Origin of the sequence: Leucobacter aridicollis (assembly GCF_024399335.1) — a bacterium.
Classification (GTDB): Bacteria; Actinomycetota; Actinomycetes; order Actinomycetales; family Microbacteriaceae; genus Leucobacter; species Leucobacter aridicollis_A.
This window is the reverse complement of record NZ_CP075339.1, coordinates 946,792-964,921: the sequence shown is the minus strand read 5'-3', so window position 1 is coordinate 964,921 and position 18,130 is coordinate 946,792. Positions and strand designations below refer to the sequence as shown.

15 protein-coding genes are annotated in these 18,130 nt (G+C 65.9%); 7 read left to right on the top strand and 8 right to left on the bottom strand.

The annotated features are described in order from the left end of the window. Positions 1-2: 2 nt before the first annotated feature. A complete protein-coding gene (locus KI794_RS04255) occupies positions 3-1,787 on the bottom strand; it encodes a 2-isopropylmalate synthase (protein ID WP_255809269.1) in 1,785 nt (594 codons plus the stop codon). Between the two features lie 194 nt (positions 1,788-1,981). Between KI794_RS04255 and KI794_RS04250 the strand changes: the two genes are divergently transcribed. Then, the gene (locus KI794_RS04250; RefSeq protein WP_119283170.1) at positions 1,982-2,734 is read left to right on the top strand and encodes a FadR/GntR family transcriptional regulator; all 753 of its coding nucleotides are present in this window, start codon (positions 1,982-1,984) and stop codon (positions 2,732-2,734) included. Continuing rightward, the gene (locus KI794_RS04245) at positions 2,731-3,525 is read left to right on the top strand and encodes an ABC transporter ATP-binding protein (RefSeq protein ID WP_255809268.1); all 795 of its coding nucleotides are present in this window, start codon (positions 2,731-2,733) and stop codon (positions 3,523-3,525) included. The genes KI794_RS04250 and KI794_RS04245 overlap by 4 nt, the downstream gene beginning before the upstream one ends. A gap of 272 nt (positions 3,526-3,797) precedes the next feature. On the opposite strand, the gene KI794_RS04240 is transcribed toward KI794_RS04245, so the two are convergent. Further along, the gene (locus tag KI794_RS04240; protein WP_255809267.1) at positions 3,798-6,377 is read right to left on the bottom strand and encodes an MMPL family transporter; all 2,580 of its coding nucleotides are present in this window, start codon (positions 6,375-6,377) and stop codon (positions 3,798-3,800) included. Positions 6,378-6,485: 108 nt separating this feature from the next. Here KI794_RS04240 and KI794_RS04235 point away from each other — a divergent pair, with 108 nt between their 5' ends. From KI794_RS04235 to KI794_RS04225, 3 genes are all read left to right on the top strand, one after another. Continuing rightward, positions 6,486-7,181 carry a TetR/AcrR family transcriptional regulator gene (locus tag KI794_RS04235; RefSeq protein WP_119283173.1) on the top strand — a complete coding sequence of 232 codons (696 nt, stop codon included), beginning with the start codon at positions 6,486-6,488 and terminating at the stop codon, positions 7,179-7,181. A 97-nt stretch (positions 7,182-7,278) separates the two neighbouring features. Beyond that, positions 7,279-7,734, top strand: coding sequence for a carboxymuconolactone decarboxylase family protein (locus KI794_RS04230; protein WP_119283174.1), 456 nt, complete (start codon positions 7,279-7,281; stop codon positions 7,732-7,734). A gap of 4 nt (positions 7,735-7,738) precedes the next feature. Next, a complete protein-coding gene (locus KI794_RS04225; protein WP_255809266.1) occupies positions 7,739-8,812 on the top strand; it encodes an NAD(P)-binding domain-containing protein in 1,074 nt (357 codons plus the stop codon). A gap of 266 nt (positions 8,813-9,078) precedes the next feature. On the opposite strand, the gene KI794_RS04220 is transcribed toward KI794_RS04225, so the two are convergent. The 6 genes from KI794_RS04220 to KI794_RS04195 form a co-directional block, all read right to left on the bottom strand. Beyond that, complete coding sequence (locus tag KI794_RS04220; protein ID WP_255809265.1) at positions 9,079-10,257, bottom strand: GNAT family N-acetyltransferase; 1,179 nt, start codon at positions 10,255-10,257, stop codon at positions 9,079-9,081. 44 nt (positions 10,258-10,301) lie between these two features. Then, the gene (locus tag KI794_RS04215) at positions 10,302-11,645 is read right to left on the bottom strand and encodes an LssY C-terminal domain-containing protein (protein ID WP_255809264.1); all 1,344 of its coding nucleotides are present in this window, start codon (positions 11,643-11,645) and stop codon (positions 10,302-10,304) included. Positions 11,646-11,652: 7 nt separating this feature from the next. Further along, complete coding sequence (locus tag KI794_RS04210) at positions 11,653-12,168, bottom strand: DUF2165 family protein (protein WP_119283176.1); 516 nt, start codon at positions 12,166-12,168, stop codon at positions 11,653-11,655. Continuing rightward, a complete protein-coding gene (locus tag KI794_RS04205) occupies positions 12,165-12,353 on the bottom strand; it encodes a DUF4177 domain-containing protein (RefSeq protein WP_255809263.1) in 189 nt (62 codons plus the stop codon). Before KI794_RS04205 ends, KI794_RS04210 begins: the two co-directional genes overlap by 4 nt. An 84-nt stretch (positions 12,354-12,437) precedes the next feature. Then, positions 12,438-13,361: a carbonic anhydrase gene (locus tag KI794_RS04200; RefSeq protein WP_255809262.1), complete on the bottom strand. Its 924-nt coding sequence runs from the start codon at positions 13,359-13,361 to the stop codon at positions 12,438-12,440. A gap of 91 nt (positions 13,362-13,452) precedes the next feature. Continuing rightward, the gene (locus KI794_RS04195; RefSeq protein WP_255809260.1) at positions 13,453-14,040 is read right to left on the bottom strand and encodes a MarR family winged helix-turn-helix transcriptional regulator; all 588 of its coding nucleotides are present in this window, start codon (positions 14,038-14,040) and stop codon (positions 13,453-13,455) included. A 124-nt stretch (positions 14,041-14,164) separates the two neighbouring features. Here KI794_RS04195 and KI794_RS04190 point away from each other — a divergent pair, with 124 nt between their 5' ends. Both KI794_RS04190 and KI794_RS04185 read left to right on the top strand, forming a co-directional pair. Further along, positions 14,165-16,378, top strand: a complete 2,214-nt coding sequence (locus KI794_RS04190) for an MMPL family transporter (RefSeq protein ID WP_255809259.1) — start codon at positions 14,165-14,167, stop codon at positions 16,376-16,378. A gap of 209 nt (positions 16,379-16,587) precedes the next feature. Then, positions 16,588-17,979 (top strand): serine hydrolase domain-containing protein, encoded by a 1,392-nt coding sequence (locus KI794_RS04185; protein ID WP_255809257.1) that lies wholly within the window; start codon positions 16,588-16,590, stop codon positions 17,977-17,979. Positions 17,980-18,130: the final 151 nt, after the last annotated feature.

Sequence of the window (18,130 nt, the reverse complement as noted above, 5' to 3'; positions counted from 1 at the left end):
CCTCAGGCGCGGGAAGCTGCCGCCATCACCGCAGCGAGCGTCGCCCTGAGCGTCGAACGATCTCGGCCTGCGGCCCACGCTGTCCCACCGGCGTGCCTGAATTCGATGAGGGTGATCGCCTCGCTCGAGTTGCCAGCACCGATGCTGTTTTGATGCAGTTCGAGCACGTCGAGGTCGATGCCGATATCTGCAAGCGCGGCGGTGAGCGCCTCGACTGGCCCAACCCTGAAGTGTTCAGTCACCGCCTCTGCGCCGGCGGCGGAACGCAGCACGACCACCGTGCGCTCCTCCCCCGCGTCGCCCGTGGTCTCAAACGCCGCAAGCCTCGGCACGGGCCTCACCGCGTCGCCGGCGCCCACGGACGCCTGCGCCGGCGCGCAGTAGGCCTCGGTGAAGATCGCCAGGATCTCGGCTGCGGTCACCTCCGCGCCGCTCTCGTCGCTGTGGTGTTGTACTCGCTTGGCGAGGTCGATCTGCAGGCGCCGCGGCAACGTGATCCCGTAGCTGCTCTCGAGGAGGTACGCGATCCCGCCCTTGCCCGATTGCGAGTTCACCCGGATCACGGCGTCGTAGTTTCGCCCGATATCGGCTGGGTCGATCGGCAGGTACGGTACTCGCCATTCGAGCTCGGCCTCAGGCTCCCCGAGCGCAGCCGCCCGTGCGCGATGCTCAGCGAACCCCTTTTTGATCGCGTCTTGGTGGGTACCGCTGAACGCGGTGTGCACGAGGTCACCGACGTAGGGATGCCGCGGGTGCACTTCAATCCGGTTGCAGTGTTCGACGGTTCGCCGGATCGCGTCGATGTCTGAGAAGTCGATCTTCGGATCGATGCCCTGCGCGTGCAGGTTCAGGGCGAGCGTTGCGATGTCGACGTTGCCCGTTCGCTCGCCGTTCCCGAAGATGCATCCCTCCACGCGCTGCGCACCCGCGAGCACGGCGAGTTCCGCGCACGCAATGCCCGTTCCGCGGTCGTTGTGCGGGTGCACCGAGAGGATCACGCCGTCGCGCCTGGCGAGGTGGGTGTGCATGTACTCGATCTGATCGGCGTAGACATTCGGGGTCGCGATTTCGACTGTCGCCGGCAGGTTGAGGATCACGGGCCGCTCGGGCCGGGCATCCCATAGCTCGGTGATTGCGTCGCACACCTCGAGTACGTAGTCGGGCTCGGTGAGGTTAAACACTTCGGGGCTGAATTGGAATCGGACGCCGGGCATATCTCCGGCCAGTTCGAGCATGTCGCGGCCGCCCGCGAGTATCAGCTCCTTCAGGGCCTCGCGACTGTGACCGAGCACGGCGTCGCGCCACATGGGCGCGGTTGCTGTGTACATGTGAATCACGACGGGGTTCGAGATGCCCGCGATCGATTCAACTGTGCGCTCAATGAGATCACGCCTCGCTGCGGTGAAGACGACGATGGTGACGTCGTCTGGCGCGATATCGGTCTCAGCGATGAGCCTGACGAAGTCGAAGTCGGTCTGTGAGGCCGAGGGGTAACCGACCTCGATTTCCTTGTACCCCATGGCGACCATTCGCTCGAAGAAGAGGCGTTTGCGCTCGGGGTCCATCGGTTCGGCGAGCGCCTGGTTCCCGTCGCGCAGGTCCACCGGCACCCACAGTGGGGCCTCAGTCAGGCGCTTCGTCGGCCACTCGCGTGATTCGAGCGGCACGTCGACGCGCGAGAACACGTCGCGGTAGCGGTGAGAAGGCATGCCCGAGGGCTGCTGGCGATTCCAGGCTGCTGTTTGCGGCGCGATCGTCGTTGCGGACTGCGCGGTGAGTGATGTCATTTCGATTTCCTGTCGTGCTGGTACTGATACGACCGGCTCACCCGACTCCCCACGGCGGGGAGCCGGTCTGGCTACGCCCCGCCGTGGCGAAGAAGGAGAAGAAATGCTCGAGGAAACATGCGTAGACTGTAACACAACTCCTCAGACAAGTAGCGCACTTTGGGAAGAGTGCGCACCAGACAGATTCGAGAGTCATGGCCCAGGTACAACGATCCTCGCTCGCCGACCAAGCAGCCGACGTACTCCTCAACCGCATCCGCGCGGGCGAGTGGGAACTCGGCGCGAAGCTGCCAGGCGAGACCACGCTCGCCCCGCAGCTCGGCGTCGGCCGCTCGACAGCACGCGAGGCAATCCGCCAGCTCGCTGGCCTCGGAGTCCTCACGTCCAGGCAAGGGGCTGGCGTCTTCGTCACCGCGCTCGACGTCCGCGATGACTGGGACCTCGTGCTCAGGCGCTCAGACATCCTTGCCGTCATCGAAGCGCGCACCGCAATCGAAGCCGAAAGCGCCGAGCTCGCCGCACACCGCCGCACGCCAGCCGACCTGCGCGCGATCCGGCGCACCCTCGACGCGCGCGCGGAACAGCGCGACGACATCGCGGCGCACGTCGACGCCGACACCGCCTTTCACCGGGCCGTGGTGCAGGCAGCGGGCAACCCGATCCTGCTCGAACTGTTCGACGGATTCACGCCCCGCATCCGCCCCGCAATGATCGAGATGCTGCGCCTGCGCGGCTCGTTCGGCAGCAACGATTTCAGCGGCTCACAAGATCACGACCACCACGTCGACCTCGCCGACGCGATCGCGGCCCGCGACGCGGCCCGCGCGGCATCGGTTGCGCGGGCCCACCTGCGCTCCCTCGGCGACGCGCTCACCTCACCGGGATCGGATTCGGGATCCCGAACCACCCCAGCCCAGCCAACATCGAGCCCGGCGGCGGGCCTGTGAGCGCGGGCGAGGTGCTGCGCCTGACCGACGTGAGGTTCGTGCGCGAGGGGCGCACGATCCTGCACGACGTTTCGTTCGGCATCCGGGCTGGCGAGCACTGGGCGCTCATCGGGCCCAACGGGGCTGGCAAGAGCACGATCCTGAGCTTCTGTGGCGCCGAGCATCACCCAACCAGCGGCACCGTCCACGTGCTTGGGCAACAGCTTGGGCGCGTCGAGATCCGCAGGCTGCGCGAGCACATCGGGCACGTCAACCCCCGCCACAAGCTGCGCTCGCCCCTCACCGTGCGCGAGGTCGTGCTCACCGGCGCGACTGGCACGACCGAGCTCATGATGGGGTGGCAGCCAGCCCCCGAGCTCGTCGAGCGAGCGGATTACCTCGCCGACCTCCTCGGGCTCGGCAATCGAACTGAAGTGCGCTGGCCGACAATGTCACAGGGCGAGCGCGGTCGGGCACTGATCGCACGCGCGTTACTCACCGAGCCGCCATTGCTACTGCTCGATGAGCCGTCGACGGGGCTCGACGTTGCGGCACGCGAACAGCTCCTCGAAACCGTCGACGATCTCCACACGTCGCACCCAGAGCTCGCCACCGTCCTCGTCACACACCACTTCGAAGAGCTGCCAGCTTCAACGACGCACGCGATGCTCCTCAAAGACGGCACACTGCTCGCAGCCGGCGGCGTCAACGAGACGCTGACGTCAGAGCTCGTATCGGAGAGCTTCGACTACCCGATCGACATCGAGCACAGGGACGGCCGCTGGGCTGCCAGGGTCAGCCGCCGCGGCTAGGTGCGGTCGCCTTTAGGTGCGGTCGCCCCGGGCCTCGGCGCGGCGCCGGTTCTTGGTGTCTCGACTCGGATCCTGGCCCCTCCCCCTGCCCTTGGCCCTGGGCACGGCCCAGCCCAGTCCTAGGCCAGCCCCGGCCTCACGCCCCTGAGTTGGCAGTTGTTGTCGCTTGCCGAGTCGGGAAGCGACAACAACTGCCAGCTCGGAGGTGAGTGGGGGCTGGGAGTGGGGATGGGGCGGCCGAGCCGGCCGAGCCCGAGCCGCCAGGCCCCGTGCTAGTGCTGCAGAGCGTGGCGCCGCTCGAGCGCAGCACCCTCAACATCGACGTTCGGGATGATCTTGTCGAGCCACTTCGGCAGCCACCACGCCCCGCCACCAACGAGGTGCATGAGCGCGGGCACGAGGAGCATCCGCACGATGAAGGCGTCAAACAGCACGCCGAGCGCGAGGCCGAGACCCATGGACTTGATCATCACCGAGTCTGAGGCGATGAATCCGCCGAACACGGCCACCATGATGATGGCCGCCGCCGTCACGACCGTCCGCCCTGCACGGAACCCCTGCGCGACGGCGAGCCGAGCGGGCACTCCGTGCACGAACGCCTCGCGCATTCCCGTCGCAAGGAACAGCTGGTAGTCCATCGCGAGGCCGAACAGGATCCCGACGAGGATGACGGGCAGGAAGCTCAGAATTGGGCCGGGGTTGTGCACCCCGAGCAGGTCGCCGAACCAGCCCCACTGGAACACTGCGGTGACCGCACCGTAGGTTGCGAACAGCGAGAGCACGAAACCGCCGGTCGCGATGAGCGGCACGAGGAGCGAGCGGAACACCATCACCATGATGATGAATGAGAGGCCGACTACGACCGCGAGATAGAGCGGCAGCACGTCGTTCAGACCCTCGGAGATGTCGATGTTGATCGCGGCCTGACCGGCGACGCCGAGCGCAGCCTCACCGCTCTCGCCCGAGTCGAGCGTGAAGTTCACTGGCGGCAGCTCGCGAAGCTCACGCACGAGGGCGTCGGTAGACTCACTGTTCGGGCCTTCAGCGGGGATCACCTGGAATGCGGCGAGGCTGTTGTCATCTGAGACAGCGACGGGTGCGACCGCGACGACATCTGCATTCGCTGCGAGCTCGCGGGCGACGGCGGCCTGAGCCCCAAGCACGGCGTCATCGTCAAGGCCGTCTGGGAGATCGGCTGTCACGAGCAGCGTACCGTTCGCGCCTTCGCCGAAGGCCTCATTCGTGAGGGTGTAGGCGGTGTGGGCGCTTGAGCCTGCTGATTCGGATCCGCCGTCGGGCAGCCCAAGGCGCATCGAGAGCGACGGAATCGCGAGGACAAGCAGCACGGCAACGGCAACAACCGCAGTCAGCACGGCCCGCAGGTTCGACATCGGCTTCAGCGCGCGGGACGGTTGCGTTGTCACGGTGCCGTCGAGTACTTCTGGCGCCGGGTGTGCGGCCGCGGCGGCTGCCGCCTCGGCTGTCGCGCGCGCACGGCGCCCGAGGAGCTTGCGCCCTGCGAGGCCGAGGAGCGCGGGTGTCAGCGAGACAGCGATGAGCACCGCGACGGCCACGCTCACAGCGCCGGCTGTGCCCATGAGGCCGAGGAATGGGATGCCGCTCACGTTGAGCGCGAACAGCGCAACGATCACCGTCGCACCGGCAAAGACAACCGCGTTGCCTGCGGTGCCGTTTGCGAGGCCGATCGATTCGACCACGTCGGCACCCTGGAGCAGCTGCTTCCGGTGCCTGTAGAGGATGAAGAGGGAGTAGTCGATACCGACGGCAAGCCCGAGCATGACGCCAAGGATCGGGGTGACTGACGCCATCTGCGTGACGCCAGAGAACGCGAGCGTCGCCATCGCGCCGATGCCGACTCCGACGAGGGCGGTCACGATCGGGAAGGACGCGGCGAGCAGGGAGCCGAGCACGACGACCAGCACGATCGCGGCAATTGCGACGCCGATGACCTCGCCGACGCCGAGGATCTCGGGGACGCCCTGCGAGATGTCGGTTGAGAACGAGACGCCAACCCCCTCGATCGGGTTCGATTCGAAGTGCTCGATAATCGCGTCTTTCGACTCTTGCGGGAGGTCGAGGCGGGGCTCGGTGAATGAGACGTTCACGAGCGCAGTGGCGCCGTCCTCCGAGACGAGACGGATGCCCTCGACGTACGAGGCGAGTTCTGCACCTGTCTCGAGTCGTGCTTCGTTCTCGTCGAGCGTCGCGAGCCCCTCGGTGAGCTGCTGCTGCTCAGCCTGAAGCTCAGCGCGGCCAGCGTCGAGCTGCGCCTGCTGCGCTTCGAGCGGAGCGAGCTGCGCGGCGAGCATTTCTGCGGGGAGGCCAGCCGCCTCGAGTTGAGCTTTTCCGGCGTCGAGCTGAGCCTGGCCTGCGTTGAGCTGCGCGAGCCCGGCGTCAAGCTGTCGCTGCCCCTGTTCGGCCTGCTCGCGGCCTGCGGCAATCTGTTCCTTGCCGTCCGCAAGCTCGGCGCGTTGATCGGCGAGCTGGCGCTCCGCGTCGAACGGGTCGATGACATCGGCGACATCTGGGAGGCCCTTCGCTTCTTCGGCGACCCTGACGATTTCGGCCCGCTGGTCGTCGGTGAGCTCCGAGCCGTCGTCGCTGTGAAAGACAACGGTCCCCGAGGCGCCTGCGAAGTCTGGAAGCGAGTCCTGGAGTTCCTCAAGCACCTCCCCCGACGCGGTTCCTGGCACGTCGAAGCTTGAGCTCAGCCCTTTGAAGCCAATCGCGAAGCCGCCGCCTGCAATTCCGAGGATCGCGACCCAGGCGACGATCATTACCCAGGCGCGCCGCGCGGCGAACGTTCCGAGGCGGTGTAGCAGCTCGGCCATAGTGGTCTCCTCAACCCTGGTGCGAGGCGACCGCGGTATCCTGGCCGCCGTCGGCATCGACAAACACCGTAAGATTACACGAACCGTCTCGTCTAGCCTGGAGGATTCATGGTTGCGGCACAGCCGTCCCGTCCCCCGCGTTCCACCGCGGCCGACTCGGGGCCCGAAAATCCGCCCGCCCGCGGGGGTCAGTCGTCGCGCAGCGGCCCCATCAGGAGCGAGGTCGCCAGGCAGGCGATTCTCGCCGCCGCAGTCGAACTCCTCGTCGAGCGCGGATACGACAACCTCACGATCGAGGGCATCGCAGCACGCGCTGGAGTCGGCAAGCAGACGATCTACAGGTGGTGGAAGTCAAAGAGCGCGATCCTCGCTGAGTGCCTCCTCGAAGGCCTCGTGTTTCCCGGCAGGCTCTCGGTTCCCGACACTGGCGACGTGCGGGCCGACCTCGCCACCTGGCTCACCGCGATCGGCGAACTCATCGAGGGTGAGCACGGCGAAGGTCTCGTTCGCTCGCTCATCGCCGCCGCGACCGAGAACGCTGAGGTCGGACGCAGGTTGCGCGACTCAATCTCGGGCTCGGGTGCGCTCTCGGCACGGCTGCGCGCTGGCCGCGGCACCACTCCCCTGCTCGGTGAGGATGCCCCCGTTGACGAGATCGCAGACGCGCTCATCGGCGCCGTTCTTCTGCGCGCGCTTAGCCGGGCAGGCCTCGACCGCCTGGCAGTGGATCGGCTGCTCGTCGCGCTGCTTGGCGCGCCGGAGCTACCGCCTTCTTTCGGGGGCGCGCAGGGCCTGCCCGACTGAATGCACGGGAATACGTGACGCAAGCTTTGCGCTCTGGTTGAGTGGAGGTAGCGCTGTGAGTTCACAACGCTGCACACGTAGGCGAAAGAGGAGCAACATGCGCCCGTATCTCGACAAGGTCGCGCCCCAGGCGTGGAAGGCAGCCGGCGCATACTCGCAGGCCATTGCGCAGGCGGCCGCCGACGGCGGCCTCTCGCTCATCGAGGGCGAACTCATCAAGGTGCGAGCCTCGCAGCTCAACGGGTGCGCGTTTTGCTTGAACTTGCACACTGAAGAAGCGCGCGAGGCCGGCGTTTCCCAGCAGCACCTCGATCTGTTGCCAGCCTGGCGCGAAGCCGACATCTACAGCGAGCGCGAGCGCGCGGTCCTCGCGGTTGCAGAAGCGGCGACTCAACTGCCGCTCACAGAGGAGGCGCAGGCCGATCTATTCGGGGCGCGAACCGTGCTCGGAGACGAGACGTTCGTTGCGGCCGAATGGGTTGCTGCAACGATCAACCTGTTCAACCGCATCTCGATCTTGAGCGAGCACCCAGTGCGCCAACGCAAGGCCTAGCGCGGTGACACAGGCAGACGGAGTCCTTGACAGCATCGTGATCGGGGCTGGCCAGGCTGGCCTCTCGGCGTCGTATCACCTGTCTCGGCTCGGGATCGAGCACGTCGTGCTCGACGCGAACGCGCACCCTGGCGGCGCGTGGCAGCACAGGTGGGACGCACTCACTATGCGCGACGTGCACGGTGTCGCCGAGCTGCCGGGATCCGTTCCCCCACCACTCACCCGAGAGCGTGCAAACAGCGCAATCCCTGAGTACTTCGCGGGCTACGAGGCCGAGCACGAGTTGCCTGTGGTTCGCCCAGTCAAGGTGGAGCGGGTCGAGTCAGGCGACGACGGGATCCTCACCGTGCACGCGGGCGAGCGCTCGTGGCGGGCCCGCACAATTGTGAACGCGACTGGCACGTGGACGCAGCCATTCATCCCCCACTACCCTGGCGCTGAGACGTTTCGCGGCGAACAGTTTCACACCGTCGCCTACCCCGGGCCCGAGCACTTTCGCGGCAAACGCACCCTCGTCGTCGGCGGAGGCGCATCTGCGGTGCAGTTCCTCGGCGCGATCGCCCCGATCACCGACACCGTGTGGGTGACGCGGCGCGAACCCGTGTGGCGCACCGACGATTTCACGCCGGAGGCCGGCGTCGCCGCCGTCGCACTCGTCGAGCAGCGCGTCGCCCAGGGGCTTCCGCCCGAGAGCGTGGTGAGCGTCACAGGCCTCGCCCTCCGCGAGCAGGAACGGGAGGCGGAGTGGCTCGGGGCCTACGCGTCACGGCGCCCAATGTTTGAACGCATTGAACAGACCGGTGCGCGCTGGCACGACGGCTCCTTCGAGGCCGTCGACGCGATCATCTGGGCGACGGGGTTTCGGCCCGCAATCGCGCACCTCGCGCCGCTGCAACTGCGCAGCCCGGCGGGCGGCATCCAGCTCGATCGCGAGGGGCGCGGCACCGGGGCCGTCGCGGATGAACGCGTGCAGCTCGTTGGCTATGGGCCGTCTGCGAGCACCATCGGGGCGAATCGCGCCGGCCGGACTGCAGCCGCTGGGGTGCGCCGGGCCCTCGGGGCCAGGCAGCCTGCGTAGTTGTGGCTGGAGGGCCACGCAGCCACAGCCACAGCCACAGCCGCAGCCATTAACCATGGGATCGGCATTCCCTATGCAGCACACCGCGGCGCCGAGCATATCTTCAGCAGATCACATGGTTGTGCGCTGCCCACTTCCGCTGTGTGCGCTCACCGGCAGGGGTGCCGATGCCAGGAGCGCGAAGACGGGCCGACCGGGGCCCAGGGGCCAGGGCCAGGGGCCGGGGGCCAGGGCCAGGGGCCCATGGGCCAGGGGCCAGCCGCCAATCAGGATCGGGTCCGCAGCGGCGTCCGCTGCACACCCGCCTCGTCAAAGTTTTCGGGGGCCAGCCAACGAGTGAACTCGGCTCGGAGGTCGGGCCATTCAGTGTCTATGATCGAGAACCAACTTGTGTCGCGTGAGCGGCCCTTGTAGACAGTCGCTTGCCGGAAGGTGCCCTCAAAGCTGAACCCGAGGCGCTCCGCCGCACGCTTCGACGGCTCGTTGAGCGCATCGCACTTCCACTCGTAACGGCGATAGCCCAGTTCGTCGAAGACATACTGCATGAACAGAAAGTGAGCCTCGGTGGAGTAGGGCGTACGCTGCATCGCCCGGGAGAAGGCGACGAACCCGACCTCGACGACAGCGTTCTTCGGGTCCTGCCGCAACAGTGACAGCGTTCCGAGGGGCTCGCCCGTGGCGATGCTGACGACGGTGAACTGCAGCGGATCCTGAGCGAGCGCTGCGACGTCGGCCCATGCGCGGTAGTCCGCCTCTGATGCGAACGGCCCAACCGGCATGTATGTCCAGTCACTCGCATCTGGCGCCGCCGCGAAGGCTGCGTAGAGCCCAGCTGCGTGAGCGTCGGGATCGAGGGGCTCGAGCCTGCAGTGCTCCCCGATCAGGGTGACACGGCCGGGTGCCGGCGCAGGAAGCACGCGGTTCACGGCAGCACCGATCGGCTGACCGAACTCGTTGAGGCGCTGCTCTGCCGCCGGCGCAGACGTGGTGGAGAGCGTCTTCGCGAAGAACACGCGATCGTAGCCATCCTCGATACGTCGTCCGGTACGGCGATACCCGCGTCGGGGGTAGTAGTCGAGGTTCGCAGTCATCTTGGCGTTCGTATAGAGCCGAACCTCGCTGAGACCCAGCCGAAGCGCCTCGCCTTCCGCGAACTCAAGGAGCCGCGCACCCACACCGGTCCCGCGCGCGCTCGACGCGACCGCGACGTTCTCGATGGAGAAGTGCGCAGGCGAGGCCTCGGTGACGATCACCCCGGCGAGTTCGCCATCGTGCGTGCAGATGTGCACCTGACCAGCTTCGATAGCCGACTTGTAATCTGCGTGCATCGGCGCTGGTTCTTGGCCGATCGTCTCGACGTAGGGCTCGTATGCCTCACGCACGAGGTGTGTAATCGCATCACTGTCTGCCGCCGTCGCTCGCTCAATCGCTTCTCGGGTACTCACAGCACGTAGTCTATTCAGCGCGCGACACGACGGACTTGCGCGCGTCAGTGCGCGCCGGCGTTCCTTCGCCCTCGCGTCCACGCGGCAGCCGATTCGCTCGTCAACGCGAGCAGCGACAGGCACATGAGTGAGGCCGAGAAGAGCGTGCCGTTCAAACCGATAGCTTCCAAGCCCTGCACGTACCCGACCGCGATACCAAAGATTGTCAGCGCGAGCAGAATGATGAGCAGGGTTCGCGAGCGGTGGCCCCGCCTGAGGAGTCGCCAGGCAAGGAAGAGCTGGCCGAGCGTCAGGGATCCGCCGAGGATCGTGACTGCCGCTGCAAAGATTGGCCCACCTGAGTCCGCTGCCTCGTTCCACGACTGCCGGACTTCGGGGTCAAACATGACCGCTACGAAGTCGACGATCGCGCTCACGATGATGAGGAACACCGAGATGGCGATGCTCAGCGGCGCGCGGTCGACGACGTCCTGGGCGGTTTGGGGCACCACCGGTTCACGCTCCGAAGTGTCGCCATCGGGTGTAACCGCGGTGACATCGAGCACTGGAAGATGTCCGTCGGTGATAAACCTGTCGCCGCCACCGTTTCGCGCGTGATAGCCAGTCGTGAAGTCGCGGAGTGTGCGCGTGGCGATCTCGGGCGACGCCTCGCGCACACTCGCAACGACGAAGTCTCGTTCTTCGTCGGTGTTCTCGTCGATGCGGTGCGTGATCTGCAGCGTGAACAGTGAGAATCCGACGTCAGTGTCGTAGGTACCCGCACCGAGCCAATCAGTCTGCGCCCCACCCGGGAGCAACCAGCCTGGTGGGCAGTGCCAAAACCTGACGTGGTGGCGCTGCTTCGGGTTCCCGGCGACCTCCTGTTGATAGGCGACGTCGTGGCGACGCCCAAACAGCATGAGCGGTGAGACGGGTGCGGTCGGGTAGCTCTTGCGGGTGAGGGTCGAGACGATGATGCCCCAGGTCGACCGCACGGTGATCTCATCGGCGCGATGCCAGCCTGCACGCCGCATCGCGGTGTCGAGCTGTTCTCCGTCACCGTCGACACCAAGATTCACAGGGTCGCCGAGCAGGCCGTCCGCGGTCCGGGTGCGACCAAAGAAATAGTCCGGAACGTAGAGGTCCGACAGCATCTTATGCAGACGCGGCAGCACAAGATACGCCGTGATTGCCCAGACAGGCACGAACAGCAGGAGCGCCCACGGCGAGCGCACGCTCTGGATCGATATGATCACCGCGAGCCAGGCAGCCGCGATGGTGCCGATGAGAAACGCGGTGCGGTCGAACAGTGTCGCGCGCGGCAGCGGTTGCTGCATCTGCAGCGCGAACCGCCGTTTGGAGGCGCGCTCGGGCACAGGCGTGCCCTGCGCACCTCCCGTCACAGTCACTCTGACGCTACGCCTTGGACTCGGAATCGCGGGCGGGCTCGTTCATGGCGAGAAGCACGGCGAATCCGGCCCAGAGCGTGACGATACCCATTGCGGTCTCTTTGCCGTTCCAAGTGCTCGACTGCCACATCGCGAACCATTCCGCGCCGATGATGATGAAGCCGATGAACCAGATCGCGAAGCCGAGCGCGTACGCCGTGTATCCCCAGCCCCGTGCCCTGTCGTACGTTGCGATGTCTGCGTCGCGGCGAAGGAACAGTTTGATGGCGCCTGTGATCGCGATCGCAGCGAACGCACCTTCCGCGATGATGATGCCGATGTAGCCGACTGTCCAGACCCACGGCGTGGTGATGGCGCGCCACATAAGAGCATTGCCCTCAAAGGTGGTGTCCATCGATAGCACGTGCTTCACGAACTGGAAGTTTGAGTCGTAATCCATGAGATTGCCGAGGAACACGAAGAAGCCAAACAGACCGGCCAAGAAGAGGGTGAACGCCTGGAGAAGGCGAAGTGGGTGTTTCATTTCTTTACCTTTCGGCTAAACACGAGGTCGAGTCGCGGCTCTGTGTGCGACTCAAGCGGGATTGCCTGAACGAAGTGCCAGCCTTTCGCGGCCTGCTCGGTGATGACCTCGCGGTAGTCCTTCTGCAGCACTGATCCCTCGCGGCGACGTTTCACCGCGACACGAACGAACGAATACTCACGCATACAGTTCCTTCCTACGCTTCAACTTGGTTCCATTGTCACACCTCGCCAGAGTATGTGAAGGAGCAATGTGCCAGAGGCTATGAATCAGGGCGAGACCGTCGTGCGCTCGGCAAGGTACCCCTCAGCAGCCTCGCGAATCACCGCACCGAGCTCGGCGTCAGTCTCAGGAGCCATCCGCATCCCCGACTCCCACCCGCCAGCGCGCATTGAGCCGACGGTTCGTTCCGACAGGTCGTAGAGACCGAAAGCAGCCTCGCGGCCAAGATTGCGAGCGACGACGTTGGCCCCAAGCGCCGCATTGGCGACGGCGCTCACCGCGATAAGCACCTCACGCAGCCGAGGCGAGTCAGCCGCAGCGACGAAGGTTGCGTCGCCGGTAACCTGCTGCATCGCATAGGCGGCGAGCCTGACGCTGCCAAAGAGGGAATCCACGATCTCACGCAAAGGCGCGAGCTGGGCTACCGTGAGATAGGTCGCAGGGTCGAGCAACGCGTCGACGGCGGCGGTCACGGCACCGCACTGAGAATGGCCGATGACCGAAAACAGCTGCACGCGGGGCAGGTGCTCAGACGCGTAGTGCATGCTGCCAAGGCACTCGGCGCCTGGCACGTTGCCGGCGATGCGCACCACGAAGAGGTCGTTCGCCCCGCGACCCAGCGCAAGCTCGATCGGCACCCGAGCATCAGAACAGCTCAGCACTGCGGCGAATGGCTCCTGGTTCAGAATGCCGTCTTCGTCACCGGTGTTCACGAAGCCGAACGCCTCGGGGTCAAGGCGCATTTCAACGTCGCCGCCCGTCGACCCCAGCGACCCGAAGGCCCGACTGCCCGCGCTCATCAGTTCAAGCGCTTCCGCTGGAGACGAAGCAGCGATCGGCGCCGGCCTATCCGACTGGGCGACCCACCGGATCTGCTGCACCCGCTCGCGCTCGCGGGCAGCGTGATCCGCGCCACCCTGCCCCTCAGCCTGATGAGAGTCGTCGCCGCTCGATACGATGCCCATAGTCATGGATCGTAGCCGGATCGAGACCGGCGTGCGCGGATTTCTTAACCCGGCTGCGGCCCGCTCAAGCCGAAGATCACCCTGAGGAGAATCGAGTTTAGTTCGCCCCGGCCTCGTCCTGGTTTGGCCACTCGTCAGAACCAATCCTGATCTCCGAGGCCATGTCGTCAAGGAATCGGATCACCACGTCACGCTCAGCGGGGGTCAGGCGAGCCGCGGCATGAAAGCGCTTTGCGTGTTGCTTGCCCACTGTGTTCATCGCCGCTTCGTGCGTTTCGGGAGTGATAGAGATGGCGAGCGCGCGCCTGTCTGTGGGGTGTGCTCGGCGCACGATATGCCCGGCCCGCTCGAGCCTGTCGAGCAGCTTCGTTGTCGAGGCGCTTGAAATCTTCAGGTGGCTGGCAATCGTTCCAGGAGTCGCGAGGTCTCCCCGGTTCCCGGCAACGATGAGAAAGTGCAGCGCGCGCATGTCCGTCTCGTTGAGCCGCATGTATTTGAGCGAGGCATCGGACAACTCTTGTTCGGCGTCGCGAAGCCTCCCAAGGGCGCCCATGAGCATTCCAATGTGTTGCACCTGTGCGGGGTCGACGCCCGTTCGGCTCACGAGCCGCTGCTCGGGGTCGTTCGAGTCGAGATCATAGACGTTGGAGCGGTCCTGCTCCTCACCCGTGAACTTGTCCTGCATGTGACGATTGTAGCCTGGTTCGAATACTTTATGCTGAACTAACTACACCCCATTGATATTTCTTGCTAAGCTAGCGACATTCGACAATGAACCAAGAAAAGCGCATGGCTAGCAGGGGGATCGCATGACGAGCACGCACACCGAACATCGAAGCGGGGAGAGCATCGGATCACGCCGCAGCGCACCGAAGTGGCTGCGGATCCTGATCCCGGCACTGCTTATCCTCGTCTGGTTCGCGGGCGCGGGAATCGGCGGCCCGTACTTCGGCAAGGTCAGCGAAGTGTCCTCGAACGACCCCACGGCGTACCTCCCCGAGTCCGCCGACGCGACGCAGGTGCGCAATCTGCTGACTGAGTTTAACGACAGCGACACGATCCCCGCGATCGTCGTCTTCGCGGGCGACACGGCACTCACAGACACAGACCTCGCGAAGATCTCCGATTCCCTGACGGGCCTCGCGAACACCCCTGGCATCACCGACGGGGCCTCTCCCGCAATCCCGTCAGAAGACGAAAAGGCTGCACAGGCCTTCGTGCCGATCGACTCCGACGCAGACCTCGGCGACACCGTCGCGGCACTCGGCGAGACACTGCGGGCAGACGCCCCCAGCGGCGTCAACGTCTACGTGACAGGCCCCGCCGGGTTCAGCTCCGACCTCGCTGCCGCATTCTCCGGCATCGATGGGCTCCTGCTCGGGGTCGCGCTCATCGCCGTGTTCCTGATCCTGATCGTCGTCTACCGTTCCCTGCTCCTTCCCGTCGCCGTGCTGGCGACGAGCATGTTCGCGTTGTGCGTTGCGCTGCTCACCGTCTGGTGGCTCGCCAAAGCCGGCGTGATCCTCTTGAGCGGGCAGACCCAAGGCATCCTCTTCATCCTCGTGATCGGCGCAGCGACCGACTACTCCCTGCTCTACGTCGCGCGCTTCCGCGAGGAGCTCCGCATCACCACCGACAAGTGGCAGGCGACGATGCGCGCAGTGAGGGCATCGTTCGAGCCGATCGTCGCATCCGGCGGCACAGTCATCGCTGGCCTCCTGTGCCTCCTGCTCAGCGATCTCAAATCGAACAGCACGCTCGGCCCTGTCGCGGCGATCGGCATCGTGTTCGCGATGCTTGCGGCCCTGACGCTCCTGCCCGCGATCCTGTTCGCGTTCGGCCGCGCGGCGTTCTGGCCGCGCCGGCCAGTGTTCGAACCCGACGTCGTCGAGGCAGAGCATGGCATGCCCTCGGGCGGCATCTGGCGAAAGTTCGCGGCCCTCATCAAGCGCCGCCCGCGCGCCATCTGGGTGACAACGGCGATTGTGCTCGCCGCGGGCGCACTCGGAGTCACGCAGCTCAACGCTGTCGGCGTGCCGCAATCTGACCTCGTCATTGGATCGTCCGAAGCCCGCGACGGCCAGCTCGCGCTCGGCGAGCACTTCCCGGGTGGATCAGGCAGCCCCGCGACAGTCGTCGTGCCGAAAGATGAGCTCCAGGCCGCCGCAGACGTGCTCCTCGCGCACTCAGACATCGACGGCGTATCGGTCGTCTCGAAAGACTCGCCGAGCGGTTCCGCACCGATCACCGCCGACGGAATCTCAGCGTTCGGCCCGCCCGGAACTCCCGCTCCTGAGCCGACAGTCGTCGACGGCGACGTCATGATCCAGGCAACGCTCACATCGGCGGCTGACTCGGACGCCGCGGCAGTCACTGTTCGTGAGATTCGCTCAGAGCTGTCTGACGCGGTTCCTGGAGCCCTCGTCGGCGGCGTCACCGCAACTGCGATCGACACGAACACCGCATCGATCCATGACCGCAACCTCATCATCCCAGTCGTGCTCGCCGTCATCCTGGTCATCCTGATGCTGCTGTTGCGTTCGATCGTCGCGCCGATCCTCCTAGTGCTCACGACGGTGCTCTCGTTCGGCACCGCCCTCGGCGTCTCAGCGCTCGTCTTCAACGGGGTGTTCAACTTCCCCGGCGCAGACCCGGCCGTGCCGCTCTTCGGCTTCATCTTCCTCGTCGCGCTCGGCATCGACTACAACATTTTCCTCATGACACGCGTCCGGGAGGAATCGGTGAAGCATGGCACCCGCGAGGGGATCCTGCGCGGGCTCACAATCACCGGCGGTGTCATCACGTCAGCGGGTCTCGTGCTCGCCGCGACGTTCGCCGCGCTTGCCGTGATCCCGATCCTCTTCCTCGTGCAGATCGCCTTCATCGTCGCGTTCGGCGTGCTCATCGACACGTTCATCGTGAGGTCGCTGCTCGTACCAGCGCTGAGCTACGACATTGGTGAAAAGATCTGGTGGCCATCGAAGCTGTCCCGCGCAAGCAAGCGGGTCGACACGGCGAACTAGCGCCCGCGGGCAGCGCCCCCGACCGACGGTTCACGCCGCGGCCGGGGGCGTACCTGTGTGCTGGGGCCACGAGCGGTTCCCCGCGGGTGACGTAGAATTGTCGCATCTCACGAATGTCGCGGCCAACTCCCGTCGAGTCCTACGAGATCCAAGCTTTCGCGGCGCCTTACGCTCGAAAGAGTCGCATTTCTCGATGAGGAGGAGTTTTTATGGTGGAGTCACTGGCCCAGGTCGGCGCGTGGATTGAATCCGAGCTTCCGGGCCTGCTCGATACGCACAGCGTGCCTGGCGCTGCGATCGCAGTGCTGCACGGCGATGAAGTCTTCACCACTGCGGGCGGCGTCATCAACAAGCTCACCGGAGTCGAGGCGACAACCGACACTGTGTTCCAGGTCGGGTCGATCACCAAGGTGTGGACGACGACGCTTGTCATGCAGCTCGTCGACGAGGGGCTCGTTGAGCTCGACGCCCCGATCCAGCGCTACCTCCCCGAGTTCGCCCTCGCGAGCGCTGAGGCGGCGGCGCAGATCACCGTCAGAAACCTCCTCACCCATACTTCGGGCTTCGAGGGCGATGTCTTCACTGGGACGTCCGAGGGCGAAGACGCGGTGAAGCTCTTCGTCGAGGCCCTCCGCGACACAGACCAGATCTTCCCTCCCGGCGAAATGTTCTCGTACAACAACGCGGCGTTCTGCGTGTTGGGCAGACTCGTCGAGGTGCTCCGCGGCGCGCACTACGAGGCGTGCCTACATAAGTACCTCATCGAGCCGATGCAGCTCACGCGCGCCGTCACGGGCGCCAACGAGGCAATTCGCTTCCGGGCCGCGGTCGGGCACCTCACCATGACGGCTGGCGGCGAGCCCGAGCCTGCGAAGGAATGGTCGCTCATTCGCGCGCACTCCCCCGCAGGGTCAGTGCTCTGCACGAGCGCAGCGGACCTCATGGACTTCGCAAAGCTTCACTTGAACGGCGGGGTCGGCCCCGACGGCACCCAGATCGTGAGCGCCGAGAGCATCGCCGCGATGCAGGAGCCGCAGGTGCTGCTCCCCGACCTCGGCGACTCGCGCGACAGCTGGGGCCTTGGCTGGCGACTCTTTGACTGGTCGGGCGGACGCACGATCGGCCACAACGGTGGCACTCTCGGCCAGAGCGCATTCTTCCGCGTCTTCCCAGACCACGGAGTCGCGATCGCGCTACTCACCAACGGCGGCAGCACGCAGGCGCTCTACTCCGATCTCGTACTGCCAGCCATAGAGCGACTCACGGGCGTCGTGGCGTCTGCAGCTCCTGAGGCGTCTGAGGGAACGACAGGGTTTGATGCGTCGCGCTATGTCGGCACCTACCGCTCCGCGGCCGCCGATACCCATGTCACGCAGGACGATGACGGTCGGGTCTGGGTCACCCACGACCTCCAGGGAATCTTCGCTGAACTCGGCGCAACACCGAAGCCCATCGAGCTCGCGCACTGGCGCGACGACACCGTGCTCGCGCTCGGCACCGATCAGGTCACCATGCCGCAGTACTCCTTCACAGGCGACGACGGCACCGGGCGCGCGCTGTATATGAACAGCGGGCGGACGAGCCGCCGCGTGACCGTGTAACGCCGCCACACCTCGACCGCGCTGCGGCGGCCACCTGGCGAGGCTCGCCGCCGCAGCGTCTGGCACCGCGAAATGCTCGCCGTTTCCCGCATGCCCTAGGCCCGCGACCTTCCGGTCGCGGGCCACTCTCACACAGCGACCGGCCCCGAGC

Excerpts from the sequence above, each read along its gene's own strand:
- KI794_RS04255 (WP_255809269.1), bottom strand. The coding sequence starts at position 1,787 with ATGACATCACTCACCGCGCAGTCCGCAACGACGATCGCGCCGCAAACA.
- KI794_RS04250 (WP_119283170.1), top strand. The coding sequence starts at position 1,982 with ATGGCCCAGGTACAACGATCCTCGCTCGCCGACCAAGCAGCCGACGTA.
- KI794_RS04240 (WP_255809267.1), bottom strand. The coding sequence starts at position 6,377 with ATGGCCGAGCTGCTACACCGCCTCGGAACGTTCGCCGCGCGGCGCGCC.
- KI794_RS04235 (WP_119283173.1), top strand. The coding sequence starts at position 6,486 with ATGGTTGCGGCACAGCCGTCCCGTCCCCCGCGTTCCACCGCGGCCGAC.
- KI794_RS04230 (WP_119283174.1), top strand. The coding sequence starts at position 7,279 with ATGCGCCCGTATCTCGACAAGGTCGCGCCCCAGGCGTGGAAGGCAGCC.
- KI794_RS04210 (WP_119283176.1), bottom strand. The coding sequence starts at position 12,168 with ATGAAACACCCACTTCGCCTTCTCCAGGCGTTCACCCTCTTCTTGGCC.
- KI794_RS04205 (WP_255809263.1), bottom strand. The coding sequence starts at position 12,353 with ATGCGTGAGTATTCGTTCGTTCGTGTCGCGGTGAAACGTCGCCGCGAG.
- KI794_RS04200 (WP_255809262.1), bottom strand. The coding sequence starts at position 13,361 with ATGACTATGGGCATCGTATCGAGCGGCGACGACTCTCATCAGGCTGAG.
- KI794_RS04195 (WP_255809260.1), bottom strand. The coding sequence starts at position 14,040 with ATGCAGGACAAGTTCACGGGTGAGGAGCAGGACCGCTCCAACGTCTAT.
- KI794_RS04190 (WP_255809259.1), top strand. The coding sequence starts at position 14,165 with ATGACGAGCACGCACACCGAACATCGAAGCGGGGAGAGCATCGGATCA.
- KI794_RS04185 (WP_255809257.1), top strand. The coding sequence starts at position 16,588 with ATGGTGGAGTCACTGGCCCAGGTCGGCGCGTGGATTGAATCCGAGCTT.